This window comes from Photorhabdus tasmaniensis, from assembly GCF_011189505.1.
GTDB lineage: Bacteria > Pseudomonadota > Gammaproteobacteria > Enterobacterales > Enterobacteriaceae > Photorhabdus > Photorhabdus tasmaniensis.
In genome coordinates this window covers 1-11,524 of record NZ_PUJU01000053.1, presented here as the reverse complement: position 1 = coordinate 11,524, position 11,524 = coordinate 1, and the positions used below count along the sequence as shown (strand labels likewise).

Genomic DNA, 11,524 nt, shown 5'->3' with positions numbered 1-11,524 from the left:
GTTACCCCATCATTTTTCTATACCGCTCCGCGGCTTCTTCTGGCGTCATGTTGATGTTCTCTGTTTTAATCGGCCCGCCATCTTTACCCGTAAGCTCTGTCTTCTTCGGTGCTTCCCAGCCCATTAACTCTGACAGCTGCTTGATTGCAGCCTTGGGGTCATGAAGCTTTAACTTGATGCCGTCTTTGCCTGTAGTCAGTTCTGAGATGGCGCTCAGATACAGCGGGTCTTGTAGTGCTGAATCTTTGAATTGCAATGAAGCCTGAAAGACTGGCTTGCCGTCTTCGTCTTCGCCAATCCGACTGTTACGAAACTCAGCAATGTCATAGATAGATACTCGGCCCATTGTAGAAAGACGTTCTAGGGCCTCCTGACGGCTCATAACAGCATCTGAAACGGCTTCTTTGTTAGCAGCGTCGAGAAAGGCTTTGACCTTAAGATTCCTCAAGATTTCACTTGCACTTGAATAAGCTGATTCATCAGTCTTTGCCTTGTAGCCAGCCTGTTTGTAAGCATCTGTCTGATTCAGTCCCCTTAAGATACCCAATGCGAATTTTTGCTGTAATTTCGTCAAGGCATCAAAGAGAACCTTCTGCTCATCTGTGAGCTTGATTTTCTTTTGAGCCATTTCATTTCCTTACTTCGATAGTTCACATGCCATTTTCATAACATGCTCCAGTTCTTCATTACTGAGTCCGTGATATCGCTTTAATTTGATAATACTAACCAACATCTTGGCTTTTTTTTCTGCCAATTCCACGATATGACGCCGGAGTGATGGCGGAGTGATGACAGAAGATGGCCGAAGATGGGGAGAAATTTGGTGCTCAGGCATATTTACCTCTCTACTTGTCTCTTTCCCTTAAATAAAAAGGCCGCGTGAGCGACCATGTTGAACCCTTTCCAGTTGTAATCAGAACTTTCTACTTTTCAATTTGATAAATCCCCGGCATTTTAAATACCGTGTCGGATTGAATCACTACTGTTGAGCACTCTATTAGCATAATGCTCTGAATGAGTTGCTAGTCTTCATTAGTTGGCAACCGTAGAGATATGTCTATTGTTGATTTAAGTTATTGATTTCTCCGAGGTCCTCACTTTAGGAGCGGCTTAACTGAGCTGCATTTACTCATGCCATGGGAAAACAATATTGTCTTCATCGGTTGGCAGCTGATAGCGCCCACTCTCTTCTCTGACGCCGATATCCATCAGCATCATCCCGAATTCATGCAGGAAAGCGTTCATGTATCGTTTGCCACGTCTGCTTAGTGCCGGTGCAACACCACCGATAAAGACAACACGCTCATCGGGCTTTCTTTCAAAAGGTTCAAGCAGCTTGTAGTAAAACCGCGCCTGACTATCGTGGTTGAGTTTTTCCCTTAGCCTGCCATCAAGCAAACCAGCAATGAAATGCTGGTTTATTTGTATATCACCAAATAAATGACGGTATACCAGACATTGATTAACTTTCATCAGGTGATAGCAATATGCTTCCGCAACACGCCAGCAAAAAAATTCATGGGTTGGCATATCCATTATTTCATCTCCACCAAACCAGGAATAGAAACCTGCATTTCTTTAGCCAGTAGATCCCTTTCTGATTCGATTTTATGTTTCTCTCCACCCACGCCCCACTTGTTCATTATTCTCGCTGCTGTACTCACTTTCCGTTTCTTACTTTGATATTCAAGCTCAAGCCGGTTTGCCTGCGCAAACTTACCCAGATGACTGAGAATAAAAGCACGGAATGTTTGATAAACTTTCACTTCGAAAGCCGGGGAGAGCCAAGCAGCATAACGAAGAGCAATGAGCTCATGCGCCCATGTACCGCGATAAGCACCACCACGAATAACATCAAGTATTTGATTTTGTTCCAAAGTGTTTTTTAGCACTTTGGAAACTTCATCGATAAATGCCTGAATTCCATCAGAAGAGAGAAATTGACTAGGCACCTGCCACTTTTGCGCTAAACCTCCCGCTATTGCGGCTTTATGTAAGTCATTAAGGTTATAGGTGCCATGCTCATTACTACGGACTTGAATGTTTTCAATTACGATAGTTGGGTAATTCATTGTGCTTTACCTTTTTAGAGATAGAGCCTGCCTCATAGAAAATCAGACCAAAGAATCAGCACAATACTGAATTTCTCAGGCTCTATTTCCTAAACAGGTTCTTTGGGTTTGAATGCGCATGAGGTGCGCGGTGAAATACGGATATAAAAAAGCCCCGAATTAAACGAGGCTGTTACTGACACTGAGTTTTGATGTAGTCCTGCAAGTATTTAGTTTGCTTTTCGTTCTCAACAATCATCCTTCGGAGATCGAAATAATCTTGTTCAACTGCCGGGTTAAATCGTGGGGTTCCTGCATGGCCCATGCTGCCAGAGGAACCGGTTTCGCTTTGATTACAGGTTGCCGCGATACGCAACCGGAGGCGGCCAGCGGCAACATCACCACGCAGAGCATCAATTTCAGATTTGGCATTGGCAAGTTCCTTGGTATGTTTAACATCCAATTCGTTCAACATCGTGATATGTGAGTTCTGATAGTTGATAGCGTCTGTGAGTTGCTGAATGTCTTCTTGCTGCTGCTTTGTGACACGTTGCTCTCTCTGTAGCTCAGCGTGATAGTAATACGCTGTCAGTGAAATAACGATCAATGCGAGTATCGTGTAATAGTGAGCGCTGAATTTCATTCTATGACCCGCGACTCTTCACCGATTTCATAACGCTGTTCTATAGTCTCATCATCTCCATCGAAATACGACGACATAGCATCACAGCATATTTCACAACAACGATAGTTAATAATTTCACCGTCAAACACCCATGTAGATAATCTTGCTTTACTATTTGATGTGATAATTGAATTACAAATATGACAGACAGACTGCTTGCGAGTAATACCAACTTTATCTTTCAAGCAACGTTCTGAGCCATCGCCAAAATCGCCTTCGAACATATCAAACGCAATAACTTTTTCTTCATATGTCGTCATTTTTCTACCCCCAGACTCATGATAAAAACATCAATTTTTCAGATGCTCGTCGAGCATCAAGACCGGGTAATATTCGTCCACCAGCTTGATTCCATCTCATGAATTGATCCGCCGCGCCTTTATAGTCACCAGCGTTGAGTTTCTTAAGCAATGTTGAGCGAACGAAAGCACCCGTGCCACAATTGAAGATGAATGAACACAGCGCATCGAACTGACCTTGAGTCAGCGACACTTTGACGTTTGATTCAATCTTGAGATAAACCGGGGCTAAGTCTTCAAGTAAGAACCGAGTTGCCTGTTGCTCTTTGATGACATTACCGGGTTTTACTCCCCTTGTGTGACCATAGCCGATAGTCAAAACTCCAGCGGGGCAACGGTACGCAGTTAGACTACAACCCTCATATCTCTTGAGCGCTTTTAAGCCTTTATCACTGATTTGCATCTGATACCCCCGCTTTATTACGTAAAGTCCCGCGCATTAACTGACCGAAAAAGTCAGTTCCAAGGTAACCAATAATGACACTGCCGATGTAAGCCAGATCCGTGCTCAAATTTAAAAAGACCAGTAAGTCACGAATAAACCATGCGATAAGTGCACACATCATTGCGTCAATAATTGTCTTCCAGAACTTACCCCCGTTATATCTACCCCGGAGATAAGCCATTAAGCCGGCCAGTCCCGCACCTACACCTTGTTCTTTGACTGATAGCAACCATAACCATAGCTGCATCCAAATGTCAGGCTGCTTGTCCATGAGCTTCATATTCCACCCCCGCTGGGGATTAACCCCGCTGAACGGGTGTGAAAAGAAAAAGGCCGCGTCAGATCGCAGCCCTTGAAGTGTTGCCGGGTATTTCACGCCCGGCGCGTGATTGATGTAATTAACCTACTTCGTTCTGATGATATTTTAGATGAGGACTGGGTTCCCAAGGAAAACTCAATTTACCTTCAAACTCATGTTTAAAGTTGTCTAAAATCACATCAATCTCTGAGAGCCGTTGTTCTAATGCGGCTCTTTCTTGTTTCAGTTTGTTGAAGTAAGTGACATGCAATCTTTGCTTATCTAACCAATCCTCCAAATATTCAGAAGACATATTCGGATTGTAGAAGTACGGTTGGTTATCGCTCATGATAAATCTCCAGATACAAAAAAGGCCACGCAATGCGTAGCCCTATATATGAAAAAACCCCGCAGAAAACGAGGCTGGTTAATTCGATAAGCTGTGTGACATAGCTATCACTCTTATCACACTAACCTATAAAATTCGTAACGAAAAGTCTTTCAGTGAAATTTTAATTAATTATTTTATGAGCCCATTCATCCATTTCTAATTTTGCTCCCGTCATGATCAAGCAAGCATCTATAAATGTTTCCGCAATCATTAGCTTTTGACGTATTTTCCCTTCTGAGCATTTTTCTTTTCTGGCTATCGCTGACTTTGACATGCCATCTTTATAATGTTTCTCTATCAGATCATATTCATCATCCCGACCGATTTTTTTAAGCTTCCCTACCGCAGTATCAACAATCATCCCGTCATTATCGCAGCAGGAAAGCCGTGCTTTAGATGATGCAGGCAATAATCCTTTAAAACCTGCCGCAATCGGGGAATAATCTATCCCGCTATTTTCACTTGCTGCCCATCCGCCCCAACGCTCCAACACCAGTTGAATATCACGCATATGTTTACTCCGGCTATTTTTTGCAATTCGGCAATACTGTTGCTATGCGACAATCGTAACGAGTGCTATATACTTTACGTAGACGACTCTCTTTATTTATTCCGACTTCCTGCCGAACTGTGAGAGTTCCATTCCGTTTCTGAGTGACAACATGATGATGTTTTGTGTCATGTCGCAAAAACCGGGCTTCTTCTATTGCTGACTCAATATCAGTGAAGATTGTCATTGCTTAAGCTCCTGAGCTTCTCTTTGTAGTAATCGCGGATCTGCTCGTAATCATCACGTTTCAATTTCTGCAAAGCATGATGAGACATCAATCTGTCGAATCGCTCTTGCCCTATTTTCTCAATCAACTGTGGTTTATAGTTAATGATATTTCCTGACAAATAGTTATTGCACGGAGCACATTGTTTATGAACATTATCTTCATCAAATCTCAGCTCCGGATGAGCCTTAATTGTTAGATAATGCCCTGCCTGATATTGCCCCTCATGAAATCTCTCGCAACTAATACATGGAAGGTCTCTATCTCTTTCTCTGATAAATGCATTAAACGCTTGTTGTGCCTGACTTTTGAAATATGAAAGTGGCTTGACTGCTAATCGACGGGCTTTAAGTTTATCTTTCTTCTCTGCTAATTCTTGTTGCTGTTTCTTTTTAAGTTCCCGCTCTGCTTTCTCTCTGTCCCTATTTCTTTTTCTGATTGCTAATTCAGTGCCACAATTTGGACTACACCACCATGCATTTTGATATTTCGGCATAAACCACTCGCAGCATATTTTACATTTCCGTCTCGCTGGTTTTTTCATAATTATTCACACATCATCAAAAATACAATCATTGCTGCTCTCAGCGGATTCTTATCGTTAACTTCAATGCAAGCATTATGATACTGACGCGCTGACCAAAAATCATTTACATAGACTAAACTTATTTTATTCTTAATAGCAATTGGCATTGCATCAGCGCAATCATTGCAATAATCGAACGGTCCGATTTCCGAAAAATCAGATTCATCTTGAAATTTAATATCCGCCATCACTTGACGATGAAATACACGAAACACATGATTACGCTGTCGAATATTAATAATTTCTGCAAAGCTTTCTTTGTATTGCTGAATCAGTACTAATTTATTAATTTCGAAATCTGACAATTCACTGTATTTATTTCTCATTTCTATTTCTCCGTCTATCCCACTTTGATTTCAATAGCTGATAAACATAGTCAAACGTTTCAACTTCTGACTCTGTAGGAACTGGCTTTGATTTTTTATTAGATGGGACTTTATAGATTAGATTATTGATGACTCGCTGAGTCTGTGATGTTTTCTGACTCATTTAATTTATTTCCATCTTTCAATATTAACGTCCCAACACAGCGAAGAACGCAACTATCGCAAATATCACTGTTATTCATTCCTGAGACCATTACATTTGCTTCATCTTGCGATTTACCGCAGAAATCACACCAATGTTTGTTGTCTGCTATCATTTATCTTGCTCCTGTTTTAATTTCATATACTGAGAATTATTCGGGATAGTCACTAAACACCCAATATCAAGCGCCCACTTTTCAACTTGGGTCATAAAATGAAACATCTCTCCCGTATCTAGCTTTGAGGTCTTTCTAAGCATCCTCACGCGCTCCGGCGACTGCGTATTTAAGTCAATAATATCTATTGCTTCATAACCCAAGAATGTATGTTTCAACGCTTCTTTAACATCCTCCGGCGTTAATTTAGCGTTATTCTTATTTAAATAACGACTTATTTCACCGCACCACATATGAAACGTGCTATTTTGTGGAATTGAGCGAACATCTTTCCACGGCTTAATAATAATGCGGTGCGGCTGTTTCGTTTGAAGTGTCTCTTTTAATATTTCCCACGCTTGAGATTTATTTGATTCATGAAAACAAAAATCAGCTTCCATTTAGCCCCCATTATTTATTCTCTTGAATTTATTTGTCATATCAAAATCCTCTGGTGGTTGTGGTAATTCCATCCAGTGACCGACTGCATTTAAATCCATATATATATATCCCGATGGTATATAAAATCCATTTTCTTCGTCCATTGATAAATACCCGCAATAAACTCGACCTGATATTACAATCAAAACGGTTTTTATGGGTTCAGGCAATCTGTCGCTGCATTTAATCCAGTTCATATTAAAAGTCCCTCCTGTATGGTTTGCGGGATTTTTCTTCGTTGCGATTCGCCCGTCGCTCGCATTCAATTTGATCGATAGGGAAGAGACAAAGCCCCTTTTGCTCAACATAGACAGTTCCGGCTTTGCCGTGGCGATTTGACCTGAGAATTAATTCTGTCAGCGTCTTGTCTGCTTGTTCGTTATAAACCGAATCACGATAGATCCCCATCCAGTAATCACAATCTTGTTCAATCTGGCCGGTGTCTCGGCTGTCGCTTGGCATCGGGCGCTTGTTAGCCCGGTCTTCTAGATTACGATTAAGCTGTGTCAGTAACACAACAACGGTATTCAACTCTTTAGCCAGGTTCTTAAGCCCTTTCGTAATATTTCCGTATGCGAGATCATTACGATCAGCTTTTTCGGCTTTCATCAGAGTCAAATAATCCACTCCGATGAAACCAATGCGACCAGCTTTTCGCTTAAGTTTTCGGCATTCAGACTGAATATGAGCCAGAGACATTGCTGGTGTATCGTCTACCCAGATATTTGGGTTTTGTTTCAGTTCTAGCATGGCTATACCAATCAAATTCCAGTCAGTATCGCTATCCGTACCACCGTAAAGCGTGTCTGTATTGACATTGGATTTTTGGCTGATCATGCGTTCAATAATCTGCTCGTTGGTCATTTCCATACTGAATAAGGCAACAGGTAATTCCACTGCAACGTTCTTAGCAATCTCAGAGAGTACCGTTGTTTTTCCCATCTTCGGACGAGCACCAATAACAAACAATGCACCGTTAACCAAGTATTTGGGAGCTAACATTTCATCCAGATCACGAATGCCGGTTTTCAGTCCAGCATGTAATTCAGGATTATTGAAACGCGCTTCAACACCAGTAAACCAATCGCAAATGACATCATCGATTCTGACCAGTCCGCGCTTAACGCCAGTTTTCGCATGATCTGCCGCTTCCGTGATTAATGCTTGCGCTGCCTCCAGTTTCTCTACTGCTGTCATTCCATTACGGGAATAGAATAATTCGGAGATCTGGTTAGCTTTGCGAATAGCAAACCGCTCAATTGCTCTTTCATGAACAACTTTGGCATATCCAACGATATTAGCCACACTTGGCGTATTTCTGCTTAATTCGGCCAGATAAGCAAATCCACCAACGCGACTCAGTGCAGAGTGAGACTCCAAACTGTCAGAAACAGTAATTAAATCTACAGTCTGCTTACGTCGATTCATATCAAGCATATGTTCAAAAATCGTTTGGTGTGGTCTGCTGTAGAATGATTCAGATTTAAGTGTTGAAAATACTCGCTGAGAATTATCACTCTGTGAGTCAATCAACAAAGAGCCCAGAACACTCTGTTCAGCTTCAATATTGTGTGGCATAACAGGTAGATCTAAATCAGTCATAACGCCCCCTCTCGCGTTTTTGTCAGCGTGTCCGACCTCAGCAGGTAATCAAAACTGGCTCTCCAGCCTGAGTCGTTTTCACCGAAGTAAAATGGCTTAGCAGTAGCAACAAAAGCCTCAAAGTACTTTGTCGCCGCCTCAACTGTCGGGTGACTTAACTCACCCCACAATTTTTTGATTGCTCGTTTTCGTTTTTCGTTCAGGCTCTCAGCATTGGGTAACTTATCTCCGACGGCCTCGTTATATGCCTCCATAATTTCCATGTACGGAATTTTTAGGTTTTTAGATTTAACCGGCCTAATTTCGCTAAGCCCCGAATGGGGGTTAGGGGGTATGTCTTTATTGTCTTTTGTAATAGTGTCTTTTGTGTGTCCCTGCTTTGGTGACAGCCCTGTCACGGTTTTAGTGACACTTTTTGTCACTGCTTTGGTGACAATGACACTGTTTTGGTGACAATCTGGAATCTCCCACTCAGAAAGATTCTTATTCGGCCCAATTAACTGTCCTTCTTTTATCAATACTTTCATAGCGATAAGTTCATTTTTAGCCTTGTTTACTTTCTGCCGTGGCAATCGAGTTAACTCGGCTATTTGGCTGTCAGCAATCCGATCCATCTTCTTGTTGAAGCCGTAAGTTTTCCGGCAAACTGCATGAGCGACTTTTGCTTGATTCCGTGTAAGATTTACCCCGATCAACTCTTCATAAAGTTCGTTTGCCAGACGTGTATAGCCATCGTCTGTATCTGCCACTCTATGCTCCATGCGCCTATTGTTAGCACCGAAATCAGCGTATGCAACGTTACTCATCATGGCTTTTTCCCTTTTAACAGTTCTTCGCGATGCTCCGTGACCGAGCGAACAGCCCGATCACGCATGATGTTTTTATGCACAGCGCTGTAATTAAGACTTTGTTTCATGTATAATTACCTCGAATACATTTCTATTTGCCTAGCTTCATCAACCCCAGCTGTGACAGCAGATGGGGCTTTTCTCTTTATCTTCCCTTTTCTTTCCAGTGCTTTGATCAGCATTTCGGCATGTTCGCCTTCAATGACAACGACAGGCTTGTGATCCGGTATCTGATACGCCCACGCGGGTAAGCCATATTTAGCTATTAATTGACTGGCTAATTTAGCTATACGGCTTTTATCTCTGCTTGATGTTGAGGGATGAATACCCATTAATTGAGCAAATTCATTATTTCCTGTCTCCAAAATGCAGTGCAGCCAGAAGCTTTCCAGTGCTTCGGGTTTACATGTGATTTTGATATCTTTTGCGTATTCCATACGTCATACTTCCCAAATAAAATAAAGTTAATAACCCAGTTGTTGGGTTACGCTCCCCGTTTGCAGGGAATCTACACCTCGCGGCATAGGGGCGAATTGTTAAAGAGCATTGCGAGCATTTGCTCGCTATAATTATTTCTCTGAAAGCGGGAACAGATGAGGAAGATCAGGCCGTATTTCGTGGGCCTTAACTTTTCCGCCAGTTGCATGTACAACCCGCAAAACGAGCTCGGGAGAAACCTTTGCTTTGTTGTGTAGCCACTTATAAACCGCTTGTTGAGTTACTCCACATGCCAAGCCAAGTTTTTCTTGAGTCCCGGCCACTGTGATTGCGGTTTTAATTGCATCATTCATAACAACCTCCATTGTTGATTTCCGACAATAATAAAACCATAGTTGTCTTTAATCAACAACTATATTAATTTGAAAAATGACAACCATGGTTGTATGTTTACACTATGAAAACGACGACACTTGCACAACGACTAAAACAAGCTAGAAAACAAGCTAAAATCTCACAAAAAGAGCTTGGTAGCGCCGTTGGTATTAGCCAAGCCGCTATTCAAAAGATCGAGTCCGGATCAGCTCAGGCATCCACAAAACTCATAGAAATAGCCAGAAAACTAAATGTTAGCCCAAGCTGGCTGTCTTCTGGACATGGTGATATGAGCCAAATATCACAAAACAGTGATTCATTAGAACAATACGATAGTGAAAAAACCCAGATAGCCTATAAGGTAGAATTGTTGGATATTCAAGCCAGTGCGGGGCCTGGGGTGATGGTAAATTCAGAGTTCATCGAAACAATAAGGTCAATCGAATACACAACGGATGAAGCCAGGGTGCTGTTTTGTGGCAGATCGGCAGATGCTGTAAAAATGATCACGGTTAATGGTGACTCAATGTCCGGCACATTCGAACCGCGAGATCAAATTTTCGTTGATATAGCAAAAACCTATTTCGATGGGGATGGCATTTACATTTTTATTTTAAATAATCAACTGTATATCAAAAGGTTACAAATGCAGCACAAGCGTTTAGCTGTGCTTTCTGACAACCCAAAATATGAGACATGGTATCTTGATGAAAATGCAGCTCAAGGGTTGCTTATTCAGGGCAAGGTCTTAATTAGTCAATCAATAAAATACAAATATCACAGTTAATACTCAAAGAAGCACTTAGAAAAAGAGACAAAAGCGCTCTAAAAAACAACTTCCTCCAGCCCCGGATTGGGGCTTTTTTGTACCCTTCTCTCACCAAACTAGTCCAAATCCCGCGTCAATAAAATTTTTTAAAATAAATTTATTTTAAAAACAACCAAGTAAAATAAAAAAACAACCCCATGACCACAAAATAAAAATCATAGTTGTTGACATAAAAACAACTATGGTTTTTAATAAGTGCATCAAAAGCACAACAGCGAACAGGCAAGGAAAGCCCACGAAGTAGCCGCTACCGGCACATGAAGAGGTAGATGATTCGCAAGTGCTAAGAAACAACGCAGTACCAGTAACAAGACAGGAAGCAGTAACTAAAAGGAAGTTTCGCTCTTTAACAATATGATAAGTATGCCGCGAGGTGTACACCAAAGCGAAGTTAGCTTTGTTGTGATGTAACCGGGCCACAGCGTCACACCACAATAAAGCTAACTAACGGAGGTTCCCATGAGCGCAAAACAACGTTGCAAGTCACGCAGGAAGAACCGGCGCATGGAAGAGCAAAAAGCTCTTAAAGATAACCGCGATCTTGAAAGAAAAATTGTTACCACTTTAACTGGGTGCTCAACAAAAACATTAAAGGCTGTTTCATTGTCTGTCATTACTCAAAATAAGGCAGTGGAATCATTTAATAACCGTTGCTTATCAAATACGTTTCTCTATTCAGTCAAGAATAAGAAAAGTAGCAATATTACAGCAAGATAATGAATATTTCGCCACGCAGGGGAAAATAGGGAATTACTGGCAGGGAAGCTAATTATTAATT

The 11,524-nt window shown here is 41.5% G+C and carries 23 protein-coding genes; 2 read left to right on the top strand and 21 right to left on the bottom strand.

Annotated features, from left to right (window positions below; genetic code table 11):
* Nucleotide 1: 1 nt before the first annotated feature.
* From C5471_RS19055 to C5471_RS18955, 21 genes are all read right to left on the bottom strand, one after another.
* Nucleotides 2-628 carry a terminase small subunit gene (locus tag C5471_RS19055; protein ID WP_133815825.1) on the bottom strand — a complete coding sequence of 209 codons (627 nt, stop codon included), beginning with the start codon at nucleotides 626-628 and terminating at the stop codon, nucleotides 2-4.
* Between the two features lie 9 nt (nucleotides 629-637).
* On the bottom strand, nucleotides 638-835 hold the full coding sequence (locus C5471_RS19050) for a hypothetical protein (RefSeq protein ID WP_133815826.1): 198 nt from the start codon (nucleotides 833-835) through the stop codon (nucleotides 638-640).
* A 290-nt stretch (nucleotides 836-1,125) separates the two neighbouring features.
* Nucleotides 1,126-1,536 (bottom strand): hypothetical protein, encoded by a 411-nt coding sequence (locus C5471_RS19045; RefSeq protein WP_133815827.1) that lies wholly within the window; start codon nucleotides 1,534-1,536, stop codon nucleotides 1,126-1,128.
* Nucleotides 1,536-2,072: a KilA-N domain-containing protein gene (locus C5471_RS19040; RefSeq protein ID WP_133815828.1), complete on the bottom strand. Its 537-nt coding sequence runs from the start codon at nucleotides 2,070-2,072 to the stop codon at nucleotides 1,536-1,538. The genes C5471_RS19045 and C5471_RS19040 overlap by 1 nt, the downstream gene beginning before the upstream one ends.
* A gap of 172 nt (nucleotides 2,073-2,244) precedes the next feature.
* Nucleotides 2,245-2,694, bottom strand: a complete 450-nt coding sequence (locus tag C5471_RS19035; protein WP_133815829.1) for a lysis protein — start codon at nucleotides 2,692-2,694, stop codon at nucleotides 2,245-2,247.
* Nucleotides 2,691-2,996 carry a hypothetical protein gene (locus C5471_RS19030; RefSeq protein ID WP_133815830.1) on the bottom strand — a complete coding sequence of 102 codons (306 nt, stop codon included), beginning with the start codon at nucleotides 2,994-2,996 and terminating at the stop codon, nucleotides 2,691-2,693. The genes C5471_RS19035 and C5471_RS19030 overlap by 4 nt, the downstream gene beginning before the upstream one ends.
* Before the next feature lie 16 nt (nucleotides 2,997-3,012).
* Entirely contained in the window at nucleotides 3,013-3,438 is a 426-nt protein-coding gene (locus C5471_RS19025; RefSeq protein WP_133815831.1) for a lysozyme, read from the bottom strand.
* Nucleotides 3,425-3,760, bottom strand: a complete 336-nt coding sequence (locus C5471_RS19020) for a phage holin, lambda family (RefSeq protein WP_133815832.1) — start codon at nucleotides 3,758-3,760, stop codon at nucleotides 3,425-3,427. The genes C5471_RS19025 and C5471_RS19020 overlap by 14 nt, the downstream gene beginning before the upstream one ends.
* Nucleotides 3,761-3,878: 118 nt before the next feature.
* Nucleotides 3,879-4,127: a hypothetical protein gene (locus C5471_RS19015; protein ID WP_207627398.1), complete on the bottom strand. Its 249-nt coding sequence runs from the start codon at nucleotides 4,125-4,127 to the stop codon at nucleotides 3,879-3,881.
* Between the two features lie 163 nt (nucleotides 4,128-4,290).
* Nucleotides 4,291-4,680, bottom strand: a complete 390-nt coding sequence (locus tag C5471_RS19010; RefSeq protein ID WP_133815833.1) for an antiterminator Q family protein — start codon at nucleotides 4,678-4,680, stop codon at nucleotides 4,291-4,293.
* A 13-nt stretch (nucleotides 4,681-4,693) separates the two neighbouring features.
* Nucleotides 4,694-4,906 (bottom strand): hypothetical protein, encoded by a 213-nt coding sequence (locus C5471_RS19005; protein WP_133815834.1) that lies wholly within the window; start codon nucleotides 4,904-4,906, stop codon nucleotides 4,694-4,696.
* Complete coding sequence (locus tag C5471_RS19000) at nucleotides 4,890-5,489, bottom strand: recombination protein NinG (protein ID WP_133815835.1); 600 nt, start codon at nucleotides 5,487-5,489, stop codon at nucleotides 4,890-4,892. The genes C5471_RS19005 and C5471_RS19000 overlap by 17 nt, the downstream gene beginning before the upstream one ends.
* 2 nt (nucleotides 5,490-5,491) lie before the next feature.
* Nucleotides 5,492-5,857, bottom strand: coding sequence for a DUF2591 domain-containing protein (locus C5471_RS18995; RefSeq protein WP_133815836.1), 366 nt, complete (start codon nucleotides 5,855-5,857; stop codon nucleotides 5,492-5,494).
* The gene (locus C5471_RS18990) at nucleotides 5,847-6,020 is read right to left on the bottom strand and encodes a NinE family protein (RefSeq protein ID WP_133815837.1); all 174 of its coding nucleotides are present in this window, start codon (nucleotides 6,018-6,020) and stop codon (nucleotides 5,847-5,849) included. Before C5471_RS18990 ends, C5471_RS18995 begins: the two co-directional genes overlap by 11 nt.
* Entirely contained in the window at nucleotides 5,980-6,174 is a 195-nt protein-coding gene (locus tag C5471_RS18985; protein ID WP_133815838.1) for a ClpX C4-type zinc finger protein, read from the bottom strand. Before C5471_RS18985 ends, C5471_RS18990 begins: the two co-directional genes overlap by 41 nt.
* On the bottom strand, nucleotides 6,171-6,614 hold the full coding sequence (locus tag C5471_RS18980; protein ID WP_133815839.1) for a YbcN family protein: 444 nt from the start codon (nucleotides 6,612-6,614) through the stop codon (nucleotides 6,171-6,173). The genes C5471_RS18985 and C5471_RS18980 overlap by 4 nt, the downstream gene beginning before the upstream one ends.
* Nucleotides 6,615-6,851: a DUF551 domain-containing protein gene (locus tag C5471_RS18975; protein ID WP_166296269.1), complete on the bottom strand. Its 237-nt coding sequence runs from the start codon at nucleotides 6,849-6,851 to the stop codon at nucleotides 6,615-6,617.
* A gap of 1 nt (nucleotide 6,852) precedes the next feature.
* Entirely contained in the window at nucleotides 6,853-8,256 is a 1,404-nt protein-coding gene (locus C5471_RS18970) for a DnaB-like helicase C-terminal domain-containing protein (protein ID WP_133815841.1), read from the bottom strand.
* Entirely contained in the window at nucleotides 8,253-9,062 is an 810-nt protein-coding gene (locus C5471_RS18965) for a replication protein (RefSeq protein WP_422630931.1), read from the bottom strand. The genes C5471_RS18970 and C5471_RS18965 overlap by 4 nt, the downstream gene beginning before the upstream one ends.
* 116 nt (nucleotides 9,063-9,178) lie before the next feature.
* On the bottom strand, nucleotides 9,179-9,541 hold the full coding sequence (locus C5471_RS18960) for a hypothetical protein (RefSeq protein ID WP_133815843.1): 363 nt from the start codon (nucleotides 9,539-9,541) through the stop codon (nucleotides 9,179-9,181).
* Nucleotides 9,542-9,673: 132 nt separating this feature from the next.
* Nucleotides 9,674-9,895, bottom strand: a complete 222-nt coding sequence (locus C5471_RS18955) for a transcriptional regulator (protein ID WP_133815844.1) — start codon at nucleotides 9,893-9,895, stop codon at nucleotides 9,674-9,676.
* Between the two features lie 104 nt (nucleotides 9,896-9,999).
* Between C5471_RS18955 and C5471_RS18950 the strand changes: the two genes are divergently transcribed.
* Together C5471_RS18950 and C5471_RS18945 are read left to right on the top strand one after the other, a co-directional pair.
* Nucleotides 10,000-10,704 carry an XRE family transcriptional regulator gene (locus tag C5471_RS18950; RefSeq protein ID WP_133815845.1) on the top strand — a complete coding sequence of 235 codons (705 nt, stop codon included), beginning with the start codon at nucleotides 10,000-10,002 and terminating at the stop codon, nucleotides 10,702-10,704.
* A gap of 501 nt (nucleotides 10,705-11,205) precedes the next feature.
* Nucleotides 11,206-11,463, top strand: coding sequence for a transcriptional regulator (locus C5471_RS18945; RefSeq protein WP_133815846.1), 258 nt, complete (start codon nucleotides 11,206-11,208; stop codon nucleotides 11,461-11,463).
* Nucleotides 11,464-11,524 lie beyond the last annotated feature (61 nt).

Excerpts from the sequence above, each read along its gene's own strand:
- C5471_RS19055 (WP_133815825.1), bottom strand. The coding sequence starts at position 628 with ATGGCTCAAAAGAAAATCAAGCTCACAGATGAGCAGAAGGTTCTCTTT.
- C5471_RS19050 (WP_133815826.1), bottom strand. The coding sequence starts at position 835 with ATGCCTGAGCACCAAATTTCTCCCCATCTTCGGCCATCTTCTGTCATC.
- C5471_RS19045 (WP_133815827.1), bottom strand. The coding sequence starts at position 1,536 with ATGGATATGCCAACCCATGAATTTTTTTGCTGGCGTGTTGCGGAAGCA.
- C5471_RS19040 (WP_133815828.1), bottom strand. The coding sequence starts at position 2,072 with ATGAATTACCCAACTATCGTAATTGAAAACATTCAAGTCCGTAGTAAT.
- C5471_RS19035 (WP_133815829.1), bottom strand. The coding sequence starts at position 2,694 with ATGAAATTCAGCGCTCACTATTACACGATACTCGCATTGATCGTTATT.
- C5471_RS19030 (WP_133815830.1), bottom strand. The coding sequence starts at position 2,996 with ATGACGACATATGAAGAAAAAGTTATTGCGTTTGATATGTTCGAAGGC.
- C5471_RS19025 (WP_133815831.1), bottom strand. The coding sequence starts at position 3,438 with ATGCAAATCAGTGATAAAGGCTTAAAAGCGCTCAAGAGATATGAGGGT.
- C5471_RS19020 (WP_133815832.1), bottom strand. The coding sequence starts at position 3,760 with ATGAAGCTCATGGACAAGCAGCCTGACATTTGGATGCAGCTATGGTTA.
- C5471_RS19015 (WP_207627398.1), bottom strand. The coding sequence starts at position 4,127 with ATGAGCGATAACCAACCGTACTTCTACAATCCGAATATGTCTTCTGAA.
- C5471_RS19010 (WP_133815833.1), bottom strand. The coding sequence starts at position 4,680 with ATGCGTGATATTCAACTGGTGTTGGAGCGTTGGGGCGGATGGGCAGCA.
- C5471_RS19005 (WP_133815834.1), bottom strand. The coding sequence starts at position 4,906 with ATGACAATCTTCACTGATATTGAGTCAGCAATAGAAGAAGCCCGGTTT.
- C5471_RS19000 (WP_133815835.1), bottom strand. The coding sequence starts at position 5,489 with ATGAAAAAACCAGCGAGACGGAAATGTAAAATATGCTGCGAGTGGTTT.
- C5471_RS18995 (WP_133815836.1), bottom strand. The coding sequence starts at position 5,857 with ATGAGAAATAAATACAGTGAATTGTCAGATTTCGAAATTAATAAATTA.
- C5471_RS18990 (WP_133815837.1), bottom strand. The coding sequence starts at position 6,020 with ATGAGTCAGAAAACATCACAGACTCAGCGAGTCATCAATAATCTAATC.
- C5471_RS18985 (WP_133815838.1), bottom strand. The coding sequence starts at position 6,174 with ATGATAGCAGACAACAAACATTGGTGTGATTTCTGCGGTAAATCGCAA.
- C5471_RS18980 (WP_133815839.1), bottom strand. The coding sequence starts at position 6,614 with ATGGAAGCTGATTTTTGTTTTCATGAATCAAATAAATCTCAAGCGTGG.
- C5471_RS18975 (WP_166296269.1), bottom strand. The coding sequence starts at position 6,851 with ATGAACTGGATTAAATGCAGCGACAGATTGCCTGAACCCATAAAAACC.
- C5471_RS18970 (WP_133815841.1), bottom strand. The coding sequence starts at position 8,256 with ATGACTGATTTAGATCTACCTGTTATGCCACACAATATTGAAGCTGAA.
- C5471_RS18965 (WP_422630931.1), bottom strand. The coding sequence starts at position 9,062 with ATGAGTAACGTTGCATACGCTGATTTCGGTGCTAACAATAGGCGCATG.
- C5471_RS18960 (WP_133815843.1), bottom strand. The coding sequence starts at position 9,541 with ATGGAATACGCAAAAGATATCAAAATCACATGTAAACCCGAAGCACTG.
- C5471_RS18955 (WP_133815844.1), bottom strand. The coding sequence starts at position 9,895 with ATGAATGATGCAATTAAAACCGCAATCACAGTGGCCGGGACTCAAGAA.
- C5471_RS18950 (WP_133815845.1), top strand. The coding sequence starts at position 10,000 with ATGAAAACGACGACACTTGCACAACGACTAAAACAAGCTAGAAAACAA.
- C5471_RS18945 (WP_133815846.1), top strand. The coding sequence starts at position 11,206 with ATGAGCGCAAAACAACGTTGCAAGTCACGCAGGAAGAACCGGCGCATG.